This is a genomic window from Bradyrhizobium sp. SZCCHNR1053, from assembly GCF_032381235.1.
Taxonomy (GTDB): domain Bacteria; phylum Pseudomonadota; class Alphaproteobacteria; order Rhizobiales; family Xanthobacteraceae; genus Bradyrhizobium.
Genome location: NZ_JAUHJM010000001.1, coordinates 949,662 through 967,471, shown reverse-complemented (window position 1 = coordinate 967,471; position 17,810 = coordinate 949,662). Strand labels below are relative to the sequence as shown.

The window sequence follows — 17,810 nt, the reverse complement described above, 5'->3', positions numbered from 1 at the left end:
CGCTCTTGACAAGGCTTATGCTCAGGATAAGTATAAGGCATCTTATGCTCATGGAGAGTATAAATGGCCGAGCTTGTCCTGCCTGCCGTCGCGCCGAATGCACCGCTTGCTGAGCGTCTGAGGCGGGTGATCCCGCCGCCGGAATGGGCTGTCTTCGAGGACGACGTCGAAGCCATTCTGGCGCTGAAGCGCCAGCGCAATGCCGTGGTGCTGGCGCACAACTATCAGACGCCCGAAATCTATCACGGCGTCGCCGACATCGTCGGCGACAGCCTGCTGCTGGCGCGCGAAGCGACCAAGGTCGATGCCGAGGTGATCGTGCTCGCCGGAGTCCACTTCATGGCCGAGACCGCCAAGCTGCTCAATCCCGACAAGACGGTGTTGATCCCCGACGTGGAGGCGGGCTGCTCATTGGCGGAATCGATCACCGCCGACGACGTGCGGCTGATGCGCGCGCGCCACCCGGGCGTGCCGGTGGTCGCCTATGTCAACACGTCGGTGGCGGTGAAGGCCGAGTCCGACGTCTGCTGCACGTCCGGCAACGCACGCGCGGTCGTCGAGTCGCTCGGCGTCGATCACGTCATCATGCTGCCGGATGAATATCTCGCGCGGAACGTCGCCGCACAGACAAAGGTCAGGATCACGGCCTGGAAGGGGCATTGCGAGGTGCATGAGCGCTTCAGCGCCGACGACGTCCGCGCGCTGCGCGACAACCATCCCGGTGTCACCGTGCTTGCGCATCCGGAGTGTCCGCCGGAGGTCGTGGCGGAGGCCGACTTCGCCGGCTCGACCGCGGCGATGTCGGACTTCGTCGGAGCAAGAAGGCCGGCCCGGGTGGTGCTGCTGACGGAATGCTCGATGAGCGACAATGTCGCCGTGCTCCATCCCGACATCGAGTTCATCCGTCCCTGCAATCTGTGCCCGCACATGAAGCGGATCACCCTGAAGAACATCCGCCATGCGCTCGAGACCAACACGCACGAGGTCACGATCGATCCCGCGATGGCCGAGCGCGCGCGGCGCTCGGTGGAAAGGATGCTGGCGTCATGAGCATCGATGTTTCGGCGTTGATCGGCCGTCCCGTGATCATCGGCGGCGGTGCCGCAGGTCTGATGACGGCGCTTGCGCTTGCGCCCGAGCCGGTCGTGCTGTTGTCGAAATCGCCGCTCGGCGCGGAGGCGTCGAGCATGTGGGCGCAGGGTGGACTGGCCGCGGCGGTTGGCGATGACGATGATCCGGGGCTGCATCTGGCGGACACCATCGCGGCGGGCGCCGGCCTCTGTGACGAGGCCGCTGCGCGCCGCATCATCGAAGCAGCTCCGGCCGCGGTCGCGCGCTTGGCTCAGCTGGGCGTCGCGTTCGATCGCCGCAAAGACGGCCGCTGGCGCCTTGGTCTGGAAGCCGCGCACCGCCGCAACCGGATCGTGCATGCGACCGGTGACGGGACCGGACGCGAGATCATGCGCGCGCTGATCGCGGCAGTCAGGCTCTGCCCTTCCGTGACCTTGTTGGAAGGCGTCGAGGCGTGCCGGCTGATCGTCGAAGACAATGCGATCCACGGCGTGGTCGCGGTGCGCGCCGATGAGCCCCTCGTTCTCGCCACCACGCGCGTCGTGATCGCAACCGGCGGCATCGGCGGCCTGTTCCTCGACAGCACCAATCCGGCCGGCTGTTTCGGCCAGGGCCTCGCGCTCGCGGCGCGGGCTGGTGCGGTGCTGTCCGACCTCGAATTCGTGCAGTTTCACCCGACGGCGTTCGACGGGCCGTCGCGGCCGCTGCCGCTGCTCACCGAGGCGATCCGCGGCGATGGCGCCGTCCTGATCGACGACACCGGCACGCGCTTCATGGCCGACGAGCCTGGCGCTGAGCTGGCGCCGCGCGACGTGGTGGCGCGGGCGGTATGGCGCCGCCGTGCGCAAGGCCACCGCGTGTTCCTCGATGCGCGCGAGAAGCCGGGCAAGGATTTCGCCGCCCGCTATCCCGTGATCAGCGCGTTCTGCCGCATGGCGGGCATCGATCCCGCGCGCGATCCGATCCCGGTGCGGCCGGCCGTGCACTATCATATGGGCGGCATCGCTGTTGACGCGATGGGACGCAGCTCGGTCGAGGGCTTGTGGGCCTGTGGCGAAGCCAGCCGCACCGGCCTGCACGGCGCCAACCGGCTCGCCAGCAACTCGCTGATGGAGGCGATCGTCTGCGCGCAATGGGTGGCCGAAAGCGTGGCCGGCGCGCCGCAGCGTGCAGGCAAGCCGTGCGAGGTGGCGGCAATTCCGCCGGCGTCCGATCCCTCGGCCGTACGGCCGCTGCTGTCGCACGCGCTCGGCGTGATGCGCGAGCGTCGCACGATCGCGGATGCCGTCAGCAGCCTGCTTCCGCTGGCAGAGCAGGCCGGGCCCATGGCTGATCCGGCGCTGGTCGGCCTGATGCTTGCGGTCGCGGCCCATGCCCGTGAGGAGAGCCGCGGCGCGCATTTCCGCAGCGATCGTCCGGACACGCTGCGCGTCGCGCAGCCGTCCAGCTTCACTCTGTCCGAGGCGGTCGCCGTTGCACGCGACATTGTCGAGGCGGAGCAGACGCCGTTCAGGAGCGCAGTGCCATGACTCTCAATCCTCTCTCGCCCTTGCTCTACGAGCCGCTGGTGCGCATGGCTCTGCTCGAGGATCTCGGCCGCGCCGGCGACATCACCACCGATGCCATCGTCCCCGCCGAGCAGCGCGCCTCGCTGAAGCTGCGGGCGCGCCAGCACGGGGTGATCGCAGGTCTCGATGTGGCGCGCTGCGCCTTCCAGACCGTCTCGCCGGACGTGCGCATGGAGATCGTGCGACCGGACGGCAGCGTCGTGACGCCGGGAGACGCGATCGCGACCATCAGCGGCCCGGCACGGGCGCTCCTGACCGGCGAGCGCGTCGCGCTCAACTTCCTCTGCCGTTTGAGCGGGGTCGCCAGCGCGACGGCGTCCCTGGTCGCCGCGGTGAAAGGGACCAAGGCGCAGATCGTCTGCACCAGGAAGACCACGCCGGGCCTGCGCGCGCTGGAGAAATATGCGGTGCGCGCGGGTGGCGGCGGCAATCACCGCTTCGGGCTCGATGACGCGGTGCTGATCAAGGACAACCACATCGCCATCGCCGGCGGCATCAAGGCTGCCATCACGCGCGCGAAGGCCCATGCCGGCCATCTCGTCAAGATCGAGGTCGAGGTCGACACTCTGGCGCAGCTCGAGCAGGCGCTGACGCTGGGCGTCGATGCGGTGCTGCTCGACAACATGACGCCGGCGGAGCTCGAAGCCGCCGTCGGCATGATCAGCGGCAAGGCCATCGCGGAAGCCTCGGGCCGGATCACGGTGGAGACCGTACCCGCGATCGCCGCGGCCGGCGTCGACCTGATCTCGGTCGGCTGGATCACGCATTCGTCGGCCGCGCTGGACATCGGGCTCGACGAGGCGTGATCAGCCCTTGAGCACGGCGATCAGCTTCGCGGCATTCTCCTCCAGCACCTTCGGATCTTCCTTGCGGCTCGCGGGCGGCAGCAGGGAATCGCCGTTGTGGCGCGGCATGATATGGACGTGGAGGTGGAACACCATCTGCCCGCCGGCATGCTCGTTGAACTGCTGCACGGTGATGCCGTCGGCGGCGAACGCGGTCTTGGCGGCGCGGGCGATGGTGCGCACGGCACGGCCGACGTGGAGATAGTCCTCCTCGGTGATGTCGAGGATGTTGCGTGCAGCGGCCTTCGGGATCACCAGGGTGTGGCCGGGCACGCGCGGCATGATGTCGAGGAACGCCAGCACGTGGTCGTTCTCATAGACCTTGGTGCAGGGGAATTCGCCGCGCAGGATCTTCGCGAACGGATTGTTGGGATCGTAGGCGGTCATGGGCAGTCCCTTAAGCAGTTCCTCTTGGTGCGCCTTACTCTCACCGGCACGTGTCGCCGGTCAAGACGGCTCGTCCATCCCTTTCCGGAACGGTCCGGATTCGGCGAGCTCGCGGCCGGCCTGTTCGACATAGGCGCGTTCGCGCTTGAGATAGTCGTCGATGGCCCGGCGCAGGCCGCGATCGGCGATGTAGTGGGCGGAGTAGGTGGTCTGCGGCAGGTAGCCTCGCGCGATCTTGTGCTCGCCCTGGGCGCCGGCCTCGACCACCCCCAGCTTGTGCTGGATCGCGAAATCGATCGCCTGGTAGTAGCAGACCTCGAAATGCAGGAACGGGTGATGCTCGATGGCGCCCCAGTTGCGGCCGAACAGCGTGTCCGAGCCGATGAAGTTGATGGCGCCGGCGATCCAGCGTCCGTCGCGCTTGGCCATCACCAGCAGCACGTCTTCGGCCATGCTCTCGCCGATCAGCGCGAAGAACTTGCGGGTCAGATACGGCCGGCCCCATTTGCGTGAGCCGGTCTCCATGTAGAAATCGAAGAAGGCGTCCCAGGCATCCTCGGTGATGTCCTTGCCGGTCAGCCAATGGATGCTGATGCCGGAGCTCAGCGCATCGCGGCGCTCGCGCTTGATCGCCTTGCGGTGGCGCGAATTCATCGTCGCCAGGAAATCGTCGAAGCTGGAAAAACCCTGGTTGTGCCAGTGGAACTGCTGATCGGTGCGTTGCAGGAAACCCTGCGCTGCGAGCAGCTGCCATTCGGATTCACGGGCGAAGGTGACGTGCACCGACGACGCCTCGCTGATCCCGCACAACGCCTTCAGGCCCTGGGTGAGGGCGTTGCCTATCAACTCCCGGTCCTGGCCGGCGCGGATCAGCAGCCGCGGCCCACTGGCAGGCGTGAATGGGACGGAGACCTGGAGCTTCGGATAATAACGTCCGCCGGCGTGCTCATAGGCATCAGCCCAGCCGCGGTCGAAGACATATTCGCCCTGCGAGTGGGACTTGAGATAGCAGGGCACGACGCCGAGGACCTCGTCACCCATTTTCGCCACCAGATGGCGCGGCGCCCAGCCGGTGCGCAGGGTGGCCGAGCCGGAGGCTTCGAGCGCCGAGAAAAATGCGTGTGAGATGAACGGATTGTAGCCGCGGCCGCAGGCGGGAGATGAGCCGGGACTCAGGCGACCGTCCGGATTGGCACAGGCATCCCATGCTGCAGCCGGGATTTCGCTGACCCCGGGGACGGCTTCGAGCGTGATCTCAGGTGATGCCATCGAGTCCTTGAAAGTCGAGTCCTTAAGAGAACCTAACGAGCGGCGTCCCGGCGGCGACGCTCGAATGGCCGGTCCCTCAAGATCGTGCATCGCAGCAGCGAGTTCAAGGCCGGCGTCACGTCTCCGGCGTAAACCCTTCGAAGATCATCTGATCCGCATAGCGGGCTGCGGCGGCGCGCTGCTCGGGGGTGCGGACGGTCCAGGTCAGCAGCGGGCAGCCGAACACGTTGCGCGCGATCCAGGGGGCAGGCGCAGGCAGCTGCTCGACCCAATAGGCGACGAAATGCGGCTGGCTGCTGAAGCCATGCTTGAGATGCAGCATGCTGTCGCGTTGCGCCTGGGTCAGCTTGGCCCAGTAGCCGTCCTCGTAGCTGCGCTGGGCGACGATGCCGCGCGTCAGCTCGGGCATGGTTTCGCGCAGCGCCAGCACCTGGTCCGGATCGAACGACATGCCGACCACCGGCCCGGAATAGGACGCCAGCACCTCGGCCATGCGCCGGACCAGCCGGTGATCGCCCTGGAACGTGCTCTTGACCTCGACGACCAGCGGCACGCGCCCGGCGATCAGGTTGCAGAGGTCGCCGAGCGTCATCATGTGCTCGTCGGTCTGCTTGAACTTGATCGCTTTCAGCTCAGCTGCGGTCTTCTCGATCAGCGGGCCGGTGCCCTCGGTGAGGCGTCCGAGATCATAGTCGTGATGCACCATGGCCTCGCCATCGGCCGACAGCTGGATGTCGCATTCGATGGCGAAGTTGCCGGCCACGGCGCCGCGCGCGGCGGCCGGCATGTTCTCGATGATGCCGCTGACAGCATCATGCAGGCCGCGATGGGCGACGGGGCGGGCCGTCAGCCAGTCAGGTGCGCGCATTCGCCCCGTCCATTTTGCTGGCGCATGATCTCGTCGGAAAACTGTTTCGCACTTTTCCGGATCATGCGCTCTCTCTCACTCAACCTCGAACACGCCTTCGACTTCCGCCGCCGCATCGGACGGCAGGGCCGAGACGCCGACGGTGGTGCGGGCGTGGCGGCCCTTGTCGCCGAAAGCGGCGACCATCAGGTCGGAGGCGCCGTTGAGGACCTTCGGCCCGTCGAGGAAGTCCGGCGCCGAATTGACGAAGCCGCCGAGACGGACGACGCGCACGACCTTGTCGAGGTCGCCGATCGCCGCCTTGACCTGCGCCAGCAGGTTGACGCCGCAGCCCTTCGCGGCCGCATAGCCGTCCTCGATCGACACGCCGCCGCCGAGCTTGCCGGAGGCGATCATCTTGCCATCGGCGCCGAGGCAGACCTGGCCCGACACGAACAGCAGGTTGCCGGTGCGCACGAACGGGACGTAGTTGGCCACCGGCGCCTTTGGTGCCGGCAACGTGATGCCCTGTGCCGTCAGATTCTGTTCAACCGTACCCGCCATCTGAAATCCCCGTTCTGTCGTCTGAAAGCCGATCCCGTGCCGGACCGCGGTCCTGTTTGGCGCAGTTGCTAGTGACATGCAAGCAGCCAGCGCCGACGCCAATCCGCCGCTTTGACCGCACGTTTCCGTGAGCCAGCCGCAGTTGCGACGTAATGCAGCGGTCTTTAATGTGACGGTTTAGCGATACGTCCTCCGAGGAAAACTCATGGCTCATTCGTTTCGACTGTCGATGGGAGCGCTCGCCGTGGCGGCGATCACATTCGGTCCGGCGCCGGCCGGGGCGGCCGTGCCGTTCCTGCCGCATCAGGCGCTCTATGACCTGAGCCTGGTCAAGTCGCGCGGGTCGAGCCCCGTCAATAGCGCGCGCGGCCGCATCCTCTACAATTTCTCCGGCAATGCCTGCAACGGCTACACCTCGGAATTCCGCCAAGTGTCGGAGCTCGATCTCGGCGAGGGCAAGGTGACCCTGAGCGACCTGCGCTCGACTGCCTGGGAGGACGGCGCCGGCAAGAGCTATCGCTTCAAGATCGACTCGCGCATGAACGATCAGGCCTCCAGCCCGGTCGACGGCATCGCCGAGCGCACCGGCGATCACATCACCGTCAAGCTCAAGCAGCCGGAGGCGAAGACCTTCACGCTCGACGGCTCGACCGTGTTTCCGACCGAGCAGATCCATCGCATCATCGCCGCCGCGCGCGAGGGCAAGTCGCTGCTTGAGCTGACGGTCTACGACGGCTCGGACAATGGCGAGAAGGTCTACAACACGCTGACCGTGATCGGAGCAGCCGTGTCGGCCGACAAGGCGGCCGCCAAGCCCGATGCCTCGACCGACAACGACGAGATGAAGAAGATGACGCGCTGGCCGGTGACGGTCAGCTATTATGACCGCGACGCCAAGCGGGCCGAGGGCGAGCAGACGCCGGTCTACGCGATGTCGTTCGAGCTGTACGAGAACGGCGTCTCGCGCGCGCTCGTGCTCGACTACAATGATTTCGTCATCGCCGGCGCGCTCGGCAAGTTCGACGTCAAGGACGCGAAGGACGGCAAACCCTGCGGCAATTGATCGGGGCGTCATTCCGTCTGCTCCGGGCCGTCATAGGCGATGCCGCGGATCACCGCGGCCTGGCCGAACTTCTTGCGTAGCGCATCGATCGCGCGCTCGGCCGAGGCCGAACGGCGATCGAGCATGTCGGTGTCGGAGGCCTCCGAGCCCGGGCGCAGCGCGCTGACGCCGGCGCCCATCAGCCGGAACGCCGTGCCGTCGGTCTCGCGCGCCAGCATCTCCTTGCAGATTGCGAAGATCTTGCCGGCGAGCTGCGTCGGCGCCGCGATCGATTGCGAGCGGGTGCGCTGGCGGAAGTCCGCGGTCTTCAGCTTCAAGGTGACGGTCGAGCCGGCCAGCTGGCTCGCCTTCAGCCGCGACGAGACCTTCTCCGACAGCCGCCACAGCATCTTTTCCAGGGCTGCGTAGTCGCGGATGTCGGTGTCGAAGGTGGTCTCGCTGGAAATCGTCTTGGCGCCGCGGTCGGCCACCACCTTGCGGTCGTCGATGCCGCGCGCCAGCCGCCACAGCCTGCGGCCGTCGCCGCCGAACTGCTTCATCAGCTCGATCTCGTCGGCACGCTGCAGGTCGGCGATGGTGCGGAAGCCCTGGTTCGCCAGCCGTTGCTGCGTGGCGGGACCGACGCCGAAGATGAAGCCGACCGGCTTGTCGGCCAGCATGTTGCGCGCTTCCTCCTGGTCGAGTGCGGCGAAGCCGCGGGGCTTGTCGAGGTCGGAGGCGATCTTGGCGAGGAACTTGTTGCAGGACAGGCCGACCGAGACGGTGATGCCGATGGTCTGCTCGACCTCACGGGCGAAGCGCGCCAGCACCTTTGCGGGGACCATGCCGTGGACGCGCTCGGTTCCGGAGAGGTCGAGGAACGCCTCGTCGATCGAGAGCGGTTCGACCAGCGGCGTCAGCGCCTGCATCGCCTGGCGCACCTCGCGGCCGACCCGGACGTATTTCGCCATGTCCGGAGGAATGACGACCGCCGAGGGACACAGCTCCAGCGCCTTGAACATCGGCATCGCCGAGCGCACGCCATAGGTGCGGGCGATGTAGCAGGCCGCCGACACCACTCCGCGCTTGCCGCCGCCGATGATGACGGGCCGGTCGGCGACCTCGGGATTGTCGCGTTTCTCGACGGTCGCATAGAACGCGTCGCAATCGATATGGGCCAGCGTCAGCGCGGGCAGGGCGCGATGGCGGACGAGGCGCGGCGAGCCGCAGGCCGTGCAGCGGCGCGCGCTGTCATCCAGATCCGTCAGGCAGTCGCGGCAGAAGCAGGTCGGCCCGCTGACCGCGCGCGACGCTCCTTCTGGCGCGGAAGCGGTCACGGCACGTCGCGCTCCCAATGCCGGTCGCCCAATACCTGCCGCGCCGCCATGATATTGGTCGGATGTAACTTGGAGTGGGCGGCAAAAGCCTTTACCGTCTCGTCGTCGCGCAGCACGAAATCGAGCACGCTGACCAGGAAATTGGGGTCGGCGGCCGAGGATCGCAGCGTCTCCGGCCCAATCCCGGTCTCGGCCAGGAACCGGCCCAGCCGCTCCGGTTCGCCGGCCAGGAAGCCGAGGGCCTGAACTGCAACGATTTCAGCGACTTCGCGCGGATTTCGAACGGGCTTTTTCAACGGCGGATTTGCCTTTCCGTTAACTTGTCGGCTCTACTTTGCGCCCATCATGCCCGAGTCTTCGGAATGGGTTCAAGCAAGTGGAAACCATCTCGGGGAAAGATCGAATACCGACTTAACGGGTTAGAACGAATCTGGGGCTAGTTTGAATTAGATGAGTAGCGGTGGACAGGCGTCCGCCAGAGGGCATGCCGGTGTCAGTGATTCGGAGGGGCGGATGGGCAAGACCGTCCTGATCGTGGAGGACAACGAGCTCAACATGAAGCTCTTCCGCGATCTGTTGGAAGCCCACGGGTACCAGACGTCCGGGACGTCCAGCGGTGTGGAGGCGCTCGACATCGTGCGCCGGACCCGCCCCGATCTGATCCTGATGGACATCCAGCTGCCGCAGGTCTCGGGCCTGGAAGTGACGAAATGGATCAAGGACGATCCGGATTTGCGTGCCATCCCGGTGGTGGCAGTGACGGCCTTTGCCATGAAGGGCGACGAGGAGCGCATCCGCGAGGGTGGCTGCGAAGCCTATCTTTCCAAGCCGATCTCGGTCGGAAAATTCATTGAAACGGTACGCCGCTTTATCGGCTAAGGAGTTTCTGCAGTGTCCGCGCGTATCCTTGTGGTCGACGACGTCCCGGCCAACGTCAAGCTGTTGGAGGCGCGGCTGTCGGCCGAGTATTTCGACGTGCTGACCGCCGCGAACGGCGCCGAGGCGCTGCAGATCTGCCAGCGCGCCGAATGCGACATCATCCTGCTCGACGTCATGATGCCGGACATGGACGGCTTCGAGGTCTGCCGCCGGCTGAAGTCGAATCCGGCCACGCATTTCATTCCGGTGGTCATGGTGACGGCGCTCGACAGCCCGTCCGACCGCGTGCGCGGCCTGGAGGCCGGCGCCGACGACTTCCTGACCAAGCCCGTCTCCGACGTCGTGCTGATCGCGCGCGTGCGCTCGCTGACGCGGCTGAAGATGATGACGGACGAGCTGCGCATGCGCGCGCTGACCTCGCTCGAGATCGGCGTGCAGGCGCCCGAGCGCAACGCTGTCGCCGACGGCGGCAGGGGCGGCAAGGTGCTGCTGGTCGACGACCGGCCGTCGTCCTACGAGCGGCTCGGGCCGATGCTGGCGACCGAGCATGCCGTCGATGTCGAGACCAATCCCGCCGAGGCCGTGTTCAACGCCGCCGAAGGCAATTACGACCTCGTCATCGTCTCGCTCGACCTGAACGACTACGACGGCCTGCGGCTGTGCAGCCAGCTGCGCTCCCTGGAGCGCACCCGGCACGTGCCGATCCTCGCCATCGCCGAGGCGGAGAACAATTCGCGGTTGCTGCGCGGCTTGGAAATCGGGGTCAATGACTATCTCTTGCGCCCGGTCGACAAGAACGAGCTGATGGCGCGGGCGCGCACCCAGATCCGCAAGCGCCGCTACACCGATCACCTGCGTGACAACGTGCAGAACTCGATCGAGATGGCGATCACCGACGCGCTGACCGGCCTGCATAATCGCCGCTACATGGAGACGCATCTGGCGACCTTGGCCGACCAGGCGGCGAGCCGCGGCAAGCCGCTGGCGCTGATGATGCTCGATATCGACTACTTCAAGTCGATCAACGACAATTACGGCCACGATGCCGGCGACGACGTGCTGCGCGAGTTCGCCATGCGGGTGCGCAAGTCGATCCGCGGCATCGATCTCGCCTGCCGCTATGGCGGCGAGGAGTTCGTGATCGTGATGCCCGAGACCGATCTGCACGTCGCCGGCATGGTCGCCGAGCGGCTGCGGCGCTCGGTCGCCAACGAGCCATTCTCGGTGCACAAGGGCGAGAAGCGCATCGAGGTCACGACCTCGATCGGGCTGTCGACCCTGGAGCAGAAGGGCGAGCCGATCGCCGACGTCATGAAGCGCGCCGACACCGCGCTCTACCGCGCCAAGAACGAGGGCCGCAACCGCGCGGTGGCGATCGCCCCCGTGCATCAGCCGGCGCCGTTCCTGCCGCAAGCCGCCGGCCGCGGCCGCTGAGGGGCAGGGCGGCTCCGATCTTTCTGTCCTCGGCTGAAGCTGCGGCGCATCTGTCCAACGGCCTCCATCTGCCATCGAGCCGCTCCGGGCCTCGTGCTTCGAGACGCGCCGCAAGCGGCGCTCCTCAGCATGAGGGTTGAGAGCTTCGCCAAGATCTCTCAAAGACCGCGCCAAGACCACGGACCTCGTCCTGAGGAGCACGCCGCAGGCCTGCGTCTCGAAGGACGGCCACGCGCGCTGCAGGTTATCGGGCGTGCGTACGACGTCGTTGCGCCAAAGTAACGGCGGGGTCGGACGGCAGGCTTCCGTACATGACATGTCGTCCTCGCCACGCATCCGCGCCCGAGCTTTGCCATTCAAAGCCCTCGTCGAGAACAGAGGGCGCAGGGAAGGCCGGGTGCAGGTCGCACCCATGGTCCGCGTGCAGAAAAAAGCACGCGGCAGAACCACAGGTACGAGCCGGACATCCGGCCCTCCCTGCGCGATGGCTTTACGGCTTACTCCGCGCTCTCCCCGGGGACCGGCGTTCTTGCCCCCGTCGCGAGCGCGCTTCGTCGCAGCGCCCGCTTGGCCTCAGCACCGGGAGGCCAGGACCACACGGCTTCACCGTGCGCATCAGGATGTTCGTCCGCGCGGCCAAGCCACGCTGCACCCCGACACGCCCACCGCAGCCCACCTCACGCTCGTGACGATCGCGATGCGCCCCTCGTGGCGAGGTGGGATGGGCGACGTGTAGCATGTATTCTGAAAAAAAGAAAGTGAGAAATGCGGGTCGGAGAGCGGCCACGGCGATCACGTTGAGATTATTTGAGAAGTTCGTATTTCGGAGCAGGACAGTCCCGGAGACTGCCGAGGACAGGATCGACTTCCGATCGCGCGAAGCTCCAGGATGACCAATGATTTTCACGCTGGCGTTGATAGGCTTACGAGCTTCAGTTATCTCGTGCTAACATGCGTTACCAAGGTCATCCGCGATCTCAGGGGAAACAGATGAGGCCGCTTCGTATTGGCGCTCTGACTGGTGGGTTGATGGTGTGCGGACTCCCGATCCTTCACGTCTTCGGCGTCGAAGCCAACCCCTTTGTGATGGGACTGTTGGGAGGTGTTGCCGCCTGGTTGGCTGGCTTCATCGAGGATCGTTTCATAGCCACTCGGGCAGTGCCGTAGGGTGGATCTGCGCGGCGTGATCCGCTGGAACACCTGCGAGGCGATATCGGGCCAGTTGGAACAGCATCACGATGCTTGACCATATCTCCCGGGCAATCAACGAAACACAGGTCGTCGCTGCTTTGCTCGATGATGAGCAGCGGCGTGCGATGGCGATGCTGCTACGCGATCGTCTCGGTGTGAATGTTCTTGGTCACGTGCCCTGGGACAATTCCAAGGCGCCCCAGGGCCTGCACAGGACGGACGGATGGCAAATGATCCCGACGTATGTCGGCAGGCGCGAATGTGTGATGATTGTGGCGGGGGCGAGCGCGTGTTGGACATTCCGTAACGGGGCGGATCTGCTACGTGTCCTGGAGGAGTGCCCGCCAATGGAATTTTACGTCTCCGACAAGGACGCCAGTTACCTCCTCTGCTGTAATCACCACGACGTCGTCATCGGTTGGGGCGATGCTGCGGGGTGGGTTGCAAGGGGATGCCCCGAACGTCGGCTGGGCGGATAAACTGCGTAGGGCGGATTAGCGCAGCGTAATCCGCCGCTTGTCCGCCCGTGTAATGGCGGATTACGCTGCGCTAATCCGCCCTACGACACGTCGCAAACTCATCGGTTCGAAATACTCGCCTCAGAGATGTGCCATCATACGGAACAGCTCTTGATTTTATCCGATATTGGTGGTATCCAGGTCCCATGAGCACATCGATCCGCATCGTCAACTTCGATCACATGACCGGCTTCGGCCGGGCCATGGAAGGAGTCGCGCGCTAGGAGATCGACGACGCGATGTTCTCACCAGGCCCCGCCGGCATCGGACGGGGCCTTTTGTTTGGCCACGCTCCCTGCCGGCATAACAGCAGGAGCACAGGATGCCACCCCATCAGACCAACGCGACGATCGACGCTGCGCACGTGTCAGGGCTCAACGTCGATCTCTCGATCGCATCAGTCACTGGCGCGATCAGCAGCGTGCAGCCATCGACGCAGTCCGAAGCGTCGATCGCAGCCTTGCGAGAGGTGTTGTCGGAAAAGGACGCGGCCGGTCCGCCGGCCACGCCGACTTGGCTGGTCATCCGCCTGATCGGCTGGTGCTGGCGCGCCCTTCAAGAACGGCAGCGCCGCAAGACTGTGCGAGACAGCCTGTATGAGCTGAGCGAACGCGAACTCACGGATATCGGCATCACGCGTGCCGAGATCGAGCACATCGCCGCGCTGCGGATGCTCGAGAGCCTGAGGGACGACCCACGATATCTGGGCGGCGTCTCGCGGAGGGGAATGTAGTCGGTCGCAGGCCGTGGCGATGCAGGGACGGTCGACCAACAGCGCGAGATGGTCGCCGCGACGTCATTGCGAGCGTCAGCGAAGCAATCCAGGGTCCCGTACACGACGCTGGATTGCTTCGCTGCGCTCGCAGTGACGGAGGTGAGATCGCGCTTCCTTCTGGACACTTTCTGCCGGAGACGTCGTGTGCGCGGAGTTCGGCAGAACACAAGCCTCGCATAGGTGCTCATCTGCGAGCGCAGGAACTACATGCCTTGATCTGGCGCAATCATCGTGGTAGCTACAAACCATGATCAATGTCGTGCGCCGCTCCAACCGCAAACATACGACCCGCTGCAGCCGGGCCGTGGGAGGAGTCGTGCGCTAGGTTTTCGACGACACGATCATTCCACCAGGCCCCGCCGGCATCGGACGGGGCCTTTTGTTTGGCCACGCTCCCTGCCGGCACAACAGCAGGAGCATCCGATGCCGCCCCAGACCAACCTCACTGCCGAGATCGCGCGCGATGGCGCCGCTCCCGGTCTCGATCGTCCCATGGCCGCAGCGACGAACGCTGTGCGTGGCGTGCAAGCCGCGCCGCGACCGTCCGCGTCCATCACGGTGCTGCGTGACGCGGTGTCGGAAAAGGACGCCGCCGGGCCGCCGGGCGCAGCAGCGCCGGGATTGCTCGGCCGGCTGGCGCGCTATTGGCTGGTGTTTCAGGAAGGCCGCCGGCTCAGGCGGATGAGAGTCGATCTGCGTGACCTGAGCGAGGCGCAACTGATTGATATCGGCCTGACCCGAGGCGACATCGACCACATCGCCGCGCACCGCGCTCTCGAACGGTTCAAGCGGAGCACGGCGCATCTGATGATGTCCCGCGGCGTGATGTAGCTACGCGCGAGCCGGCGCTCGACGTTACGGTGGTCGTCGGCAGGGCGGATCCGCGTGATCCGCCCTCGCGATACCATGGCTTGTTCCAAAGCGCGGGCTTGCCTGCTCAGCGAGCCGTTGCCACAACGTCCTTGTGCGCGCAGCGACGCAATCCAGAGTCCGTCTGCGGGACGAGCCTGGATTGCTGCGTTCGCAATGAGGGAGGAGAGATCGCGCGTCTCTCGACCATCATCCGCGGAGAATCGCGAGAGGAGGCCATGTCAGATGACGCAACATATCGGGATCGTCGGCTGCTCCGCCGAGGGCGCCGCGCTTTGCTATCGCACCATCTGCAAGGAGGGAGCCGGCGTCCTCGGGCCGCATGCGCATCCCGAGGTGTCGATGCACACGCCGTCGCTCGCCGACTACGTGACATGTCTCGATCGCGGCGATCTCGCAGGCGTGGCCGAGCTGATGCTGGCCTCGGCGCGCAAGCTCGCGGCGGCCGGCGCGGATTTCCTGATCTGCCCGGACAACACCATCCACCAGGCGTTGCCGCTCGTGCTGCCGCGCTCGCCGCTGCCGTGGCTGCACATCGCCGATGAGGTCGCCAAGGAGGCGGCGAGGAGAGGCTATCGGTGTGTCGGCATCACCGGCACGAAATGGCTCGTCGACAGCAATGTCTATCCCGACAGCCTGGCCGCGAACGGCCTCGCCTTCGAGCGCCCGGACGAGGCCGACCGTATCACGGCGAACCGCATCATCATGGATGAGCTCGTCTGCGGCCGCTTCGAGCCGTCATCCATCGCCGCGTTTCAGGCGATCATCGTGCGGCTGAAGGCGCGGGGCTGCGACGCGGTCGTGCTCGGCTGCACCGAAATTCCGCTCATCATCGATGACACCAACTCGTCCTTGCCGACGTTGGACTCGACGCGGCTGCTCGCCCGCGCCGCGCTGTCGCGCGCGTGTCCGGTTGCGGTCTGAGGAGCGGACCAGCGCAGGGCGATGCGCGGCCGTTCTCCATCGAACGTCGTCGGAACCGCCCGCCGCCGCAGGCGTTTGTCTGGGCCCCAACGAGGAGCCCCGATGAAGAAGCTGATGTTTGCGGTTGCCGTGTCGCTGTCCGTTCTGCCGTCATTCGCGCTGGCCCATATGGGCACGCCGCAGGAGCAGAAGGCGTGCGCACCCGACGCCAAGCGCTTCTGCCGCACTCAGCTCGGCGACGACTTCGGGGTCCAGAATTGTCTGACGCAGAATCGGGCCAAGCTGAGCAAGCGCTGCGCGGCGGTGTTCCAGAGCCACGGGATGTAGCACGCCTGGTGCGTCCGGCGGATCAGCCCAGCGTGATCCGCCATTCTTACGGCGCGGAAGAGTGGCTATGACGCTCGCGCTGATGCGCTCGACGGTTCAGCTGAACACGGCTACGCCGCGCGCACCTTGCGCAGGAACTTGTCCAGCTCGTCCTTGAGGTGATCGCTCTCCCGCGACAGCGAGTGCGCGGAGGACAGCACCTGGGACGAGGCGGTGCCGGTGGCGCTGGCCCCCTTGCTGACGTCGTCGATGTTGCCGGCGACGCGCGCGGTGCCGCCGGCGACCTCCTGGACGTTGCGCGAGATCTGCCCCGTCGCCGCGCCCTGCTGCTCGACGGCGGCGGCGATGCCGGCGGCGATCTCCGAGATCTGCTGGATGGTGCCGCCGATCTGCTTGATCGAGGCGACCGAGGACTGCGTCGCGTTCTGGATGCCTTCGATCTGCTGACCGATCTCCTCGGTGGCCTTGGCGGTCTGCGACGCCAGCGCCTTGACCTCGGAGGCAACCACCGCGAAGCCGCGGCCGGCGTCGCCGGCGCGCGCCGCCTCGATGGTGGCGTTCAGCGCCAGCAGGTTGGTCTGGGCGGCGATCGAGGTGATCAGCTTGAGCACGTCGCCGATACGCTCGGCGGTGCGCGACAGCTCGCTGATGCCGACGTCCGTCTGCTCGATCTGGCGCACGGCCTCCTTGGCGATGGTGGTCGATTCCCTGACCTGGCGGCCGATCTCGTGGACCGAGGAGGTCATTTCCTCGGCGGCCGAAGCGACCGATTGCACGTTGGTCGAGACCTGGCCCGAGGCGGAAGCGGCGCTGGACGACAGCTGCTGGGTCTGCTCGGCGGTCTTGGTCAGCGTGTTGGCCGAGACCTCGAGCGTGCGCGCGTCGGCATGAACCTTGTTGATGATCTGGCCGACGGTGGCTTCGAACTCATCGGCCATGCGCTGCATCGCGACGTGCTGCTCCGTCTTGGCCGCATCGAGATAGACCGAGATGGCGAGATCCATGTCGATCATCGCCGCCTTGGTGATCGCAGCCTGCAGTGCGGCCTTCTTCTCGCGCGCCGACTGGCCCCCGAACCAGCCGTCCGCGATCTCCGTCTCGATCGCCTTCTGCAGCCCGGTGACGATCAGCGAATAGCCGGCGATGTACCAGCGCGGCTCCAGCCCCATCCGGTTGTGGGCCATCCCGATCCGGGTCACCGACTTCACATAGGCATCGTCGAACTTCGCGGTCGCCAGCGACATCCAATGATCGTGCTGGGCCTGCTTGGCGTGCCGCATGGCGGCCGGGGTGGAGAACATCTTGGCGAGATGCGGGTACTTGCCGACATGGGCGTAGAACTGCTCCAGCAGCCCAGGCAGCACCTTGCCGATCAGCGGCCGCAGCTCCCGCAGCGCCTCTCTGGTCGCATTGTCGATGCCGATAAAATCGAGACGGGATTGCAAAGTCTGAAGATCGGTCATCGCTGGTCTGCCGGTAAGATAAGGAGGGAGACGCTGCGAGACTCGCGGGTGCGTCGCTACCCCAAAATCGCACAGGTTTGGTTGATGGCTCCTTAAGTCGGGAACGGAGATTCGACCGCGGCGAGTGGACCGATCCGATGCGGGACGGCTCCGGCCGCATCCAGTGGCTGCATCGCGCGCAATAAAAAACGGGGCCGAAACGGCCCCGTTGAAGTCGCAGCAGACCGCGATCTTACTTGATCTTGGCTTCGCGGAATTCGACGTGCTTGCGCGCAACCGGGTCATACTTCTTCTTGACCATCTTGTCGGTCATGGTGCGCGAGTTCTTCTTGGCAACGTAATAGAAGCCGGTGTCGGCCGTCGACACGAGCTTGACCTTGATGGTGACCGCTTTGGCCATGTCTTGAACCTCTGGAATCGGGATCGGGGGTGGGCACCGGCCAAAGAGGGGGCGCCGTTGGCCGGCAACCTACCCAGCCAGCCCCCAAAGTCAAGGTTT

Annotated in this window: 19 protein-coding genes; 11 read left to right on the top strand and 8 right to left on the bottom strand. The window is 65.8% G+C overall.

Features of this window, described 5'->3' with window-relative positions; translation table 11 throughout:
* The first annotated feature begins 63 nt into the window (after positions 1-63).
* Genes nadA through nadC form a run of 3 tightly spaced genes read left to right on the top strand, consistent with a single transcriptional unit; the run spans position 64 to position 3,445 of the window.
* Positions 64-1,050: a quinolinate synthase NadA gene (gene nadA, locus QX051_RS04635; protein WP_315775237.1), complete on the top strand. Its 987-nt coding sequence runs from the start codon at positions 64-66 to the stop codon at positions 1,048-1,050.
* Complete coding sequence (locus QX051_RS04630; protein WP_315775236.1) at positions 1,047-2,600, top strand: L-aspartate oxidase; 1,554 nt, start codon at positions 1,047-1,049, stop codon at positions 2,598-2,600. Before nadA ends, QX051_RS04630 begins: the two co-directional genes overlap by 4 nt.
* Complete coding sequence (gene nadC, locus QX051_RS04625; protein WP_315775234.1) at positions 2,597-3,445, top strand: carboxylating nicotinate-nucleotide diphosphorylase; 849 nt, start codon at positions 2,597-2,599, stop codon at positions 3,443-3,445. The genes QX051_RS04630 and nadC overlap by 4 nt, the downstream gene beginning before the upstream one ends.
* Here nadC and QX051_RS04620 read toward each other — a convergent pair whose 3' ends face one another.
* The 4 genes from QX051_RS04620 to QX051_RS04605 form a co-directional block, all read right to left on the bottom strand.
* Complete coding sequence (locus tag QX051_RS04620) at positions 3,446-3,871, bottom strand: HIT family protein (RefSeq protein WP_315775233.1); 426 nt, start codon at positions 3,869-3,871, stop codon at positions 3,446-3,448.
* Between the two features lie 60 nt (positions 3,872-3,931).
* A complete protein-coding gene (locus QX051_RS04615) occupies positions 3,932-5,140 on the bottom strand; it encodes a GNAT family N-acetyltransferase (protein WP_315775231.1) in 1,209 nt (402 codons plus the stop codon).
* A gap of 115 nt (positions 5,141-5,255) precedes the next feature.
* A complete protein-coding gene (locus QX051_RS04610) occupies positions 5,256-6,008 on the bottom strand; it encodes a glycerophosphodiester phosphodiesterase (protein WP_315775230.1) in 753 nt (250 codons plus the stop codon).
* A 75-nt stretch (positions 6,009-6,083) separates the two neighbouring features.
* A complete protein-coding gene (locus tag QX051_RS04605) occupies positions 6,084-6,551 on the bottom strand; it encodes a RidA family protein (protein ID WP_315775229.1) in 468 nt (155 codons plus the stop codon).
* A 205-nt stretch (positions 6,552-6,756) separates the two neighbouring features.
* On the opposite strand from QX051_RS04605, the gene QX051_RS04600 reads away from it, so the two are divergent.
* A complete protein-coding gene (locus tag QX051_RS04600; protein WP_315740310.1) occupies positions 6,757-7,614 on the top strand; it encodes a cell envelope integrity EipB family protein in 858 nt (285 codons plus the stop codon).
* Positions 7,615-7,622: 8 nt separating this feature from the next.
* Here the strand turns inward: QX051_RS04600 and QX051_RS04595 are convergent, their stop codons facing one another.
* Together QX051_RS04595 and QX051_RS04590 are read right to left on the bottom strand one after the other, a co-directional pair.
* A complete protein-coding gene (locus tag QX051_RS04595; protein ID WP_315775227.1) occupies positions 7,623-8,930 on the bottom strand; it encodes a DNA polymerase IV in 1,308 nt (435 codons plus the stop codon).
* On the bottom strand, positions 8,927-9,226 hold the full coding sequence (locus QX051_RS04590; protein ID WP_315775226.1) for a DUF3572 domain-containing protein: 300 nt from the start codon (positions 9,224-9,226) through the stop codon (positions 8,927-8,929). The genes QX051_RS04595 and QX051_RS04590 overlap by 4 nt, the downstream gene beginning before the upstream one ends.
* A gap of 217 nt (positions 9,227-9,443) precedes the next feature.
* Here QX051_RS04590 and QX051_RS04585 point away from each other — a divergent pair, with 217 nt between their 5' ends.
* From QX051_RS04585 to QX051_RS04555, 7 genes are all read left to right on the top strand, one after another.
* Entirely contained in the window at positions 9,444-9,809 is a 366-nt protein-coding gene (locus QX051_RS04585) for a response regulator (protein ID WP_008964019.1), read from the top strand.
* 12 nt (positions 9,810-9,821) lie between these two features.
* On the top strand, positions 9,822-11,243 hold the full coding sequence (locus QX051_RS04580) for a PleD family two-component system response regulator (RefSeq protein ID WP_315775224.1): 1,422 nt from the start codon (positions 9,822-9,824) through the stop codon (positions 11,241-11,243).
* Positions 11,244-12,481: 1,238 nt separating this feature from the next.
* Entirely contained in the window at positions 12,482-12,913 is a 432-nt protein-coding gene (locus QX051_RS04575) for a hypothetical protein (protein ID WP_315775223.1), read from the top strand.
* A 361-nt stretch (positions 12,914-13,274) separates the two neighbouring features.
* Complete coding sequence (locus QX051_RS04570; RefSeq protein WP_315759657.1) at positions 13,275-13,685, top strand: DUF1127 domain-containing protein; 411 nt, start codon at positions 13,275-13,277, stop codon at positions 13,683-13,685.
* Positions 13,686-14,150: 465 nt separating this feature from the next.
* The gene (locus QX051_RS04565; protein WP_315740305.1) at positions 14,151-14,558 is read left to right on the top strand and encodes a DUF1127 domain-containing protein; all 408 of its coding nucleotides are present in this window, start codon (positions 14,151-14,153) and stop codon (positions 14,556-14,558) included.
* Positions 14,559-14,822: 264 nt separating this feature from the next.
* Positions 14,823-15,521 carry an aspartate/glutamate racemase family protein gene (locus tag QX051_RS04560; RefSeq protein WP_315775222.1) on the top strand — a complete coding sequence of 233 codons (699 nt, stop codon included), beginning with the start codon at positions 14,823-14,825 and terminating at the stop codon, positions 15,519-15,521.
* 102 nt (positions 15,522-15,623) lie between these two features.
* Positions 15,624-15,848, top strand: a complete 225-nt coding sequence (locus QX051_RS04555; protein ID WP_315740303.1) for a hypothetical protein — start codon at positions 15,624-15,626, stop codon at positions 15,846-15,848.
* Between the two features lie 110 nt (positions 15,849-15,958).
* On the opposite strand, the gene QX051_RS04550 is transcribed toward QX051_RS04555, so the two are convergent.
* Both QX051_RS04550 and rpmG read right to left on the bottom strand, forming a co-directional pair.
* Positions 15,959-17,311: a globin-coupled sensor protein gene (locus tag QX051_RS04550; RefSeq protein WP_315773121.1), complete on the bottom strand. Its 1,353-nt coding sequence runs from the start codon at positions 17,309-17,311 to the stop codon at positions 15,959-15,961.
* A gap of 232 nt (positions 17,312-17,543) precedes the next feature.
* Entirely contained in the window at positions 17,544-17,711 is a 168-nt protein-coding gene (rpmG, locus tag QX051_RS04545; protein WP_015666342.1) for a 50S ribosomal protein L33, read from the bottom strand.
* Between the last annotated feature and the right edge of the window lie 99 nt (positions 17,712-17,810).

Bases quoted from the DNA above. Each gene is read 5' to 3' on its own strand.
- nadC (WP_315775234.1), top strand. From the start codon at position 2,597: ATGACTCTCAATCCTCTCTCGCCCTTGCTCTACGAGCCGCTGGTGCGC.
- QX051_RS04605 (WP_315775229.1), bottom strand. From the start codon at position 6,551: ATGGCGGGTACGGTTGAACAGAATCTGACGGCACAGGGCATCACGTTG.
- QX051_RS04550 (WP_315773121.1), bottom strand. From the start codon at position 17,311: ATGACCGATCTTCAGACTTTGCAATCCCGTCTCGATTTTATCGGCATC.
- QX051_RS04630 (WP_315775236.1), top strand. From the start codon at position 1,047: ATGAGCATCGATGTTTCGGCGTTGATCGGCCGTCCCGTGATCATCGGC.
- QX051_RS04570 (WP_315759657.1), top strand. From the start codon at position 13,275: ATGCCACCCCATCAGACCAACGCGACGATCGACGCTGCGCACGTGTCA.
- QX051_RS04610 (WP_315775230.1), bottom strand. From the start codon at position 6,008: ATGCGCGCACCTGACTGGCTGACGGCCCGCCCCGTCGCCCATCGCGGC.
- QX051_RS04600 (WP_315740310.1), top strand. From the start codon at position 6,757: ATGGCTCATTCGTTTCGACTGTCGATGGGAGCGCTCGCCGTGGCGGCG.
- rpmG (WP_015666342.1), bottom strand. From the start codon at position 17,711: ATGGCCAAAGCGGTCACCATCAAGGTCAAGCTCGTGTCGACGGCCGAC.
- nadA (WP_315775237.1), top strand. From the start codon at position 64: ATGGCCGAGCTTGTCCTGCCTGCCGTCGCGCCGAATGCACCGCTTGCT.
- QX051_RS04555 (WP_315740303.1), top strand. From the start codon at position 15,624: ATGAAGAAGCTGATGTTTGCGGTTGCCGTGTCGCTGTCCGTTCTGCCG.
- QX051_RS04615 (WP_315775231.1), bottom strand. From the start codon at position 5,140: ATGGCATCACCTGAGATCACGCTCGAAGCCGTCCCCGGGGTCAGCGAA.
- QX051_RS04585 (WP_008964019.1), top strand. From the start codon at position 9,444: ATGGGCAAGACCGTCCTGATCGTGGAGGACAACGAGCTCAACATGAAG.
- QX051_RS04565 (WP_315740305.1), top strand. From the start codon at position 14,151: ATGCCGCCCCAGACCAACCTCACTGCCGAGATCGCGCGCGATGGCGCC.
- QX051_RS04620 (WP_315775233.1), bottom strand. From the start codon at position 3,871: ATGACCGCCTACGATCCCAACAATCCGTTCGCGAAGATCCTGCGCGGC.
- QX051_RS04575 (WP_315775223.1), top strand. From the start codon at position 12,482: ATGCTTGACCATATCTCCCGGGCAATCAACGAAACACAGGTCGTCGCT.
- QX051_RS04560 (WP_315775222.1), top strand. From the start codon at position 14,823: ATGACGCAACATATCGGGATCGTCGGCTGCTCCGCCGAGGGCGCCGCG.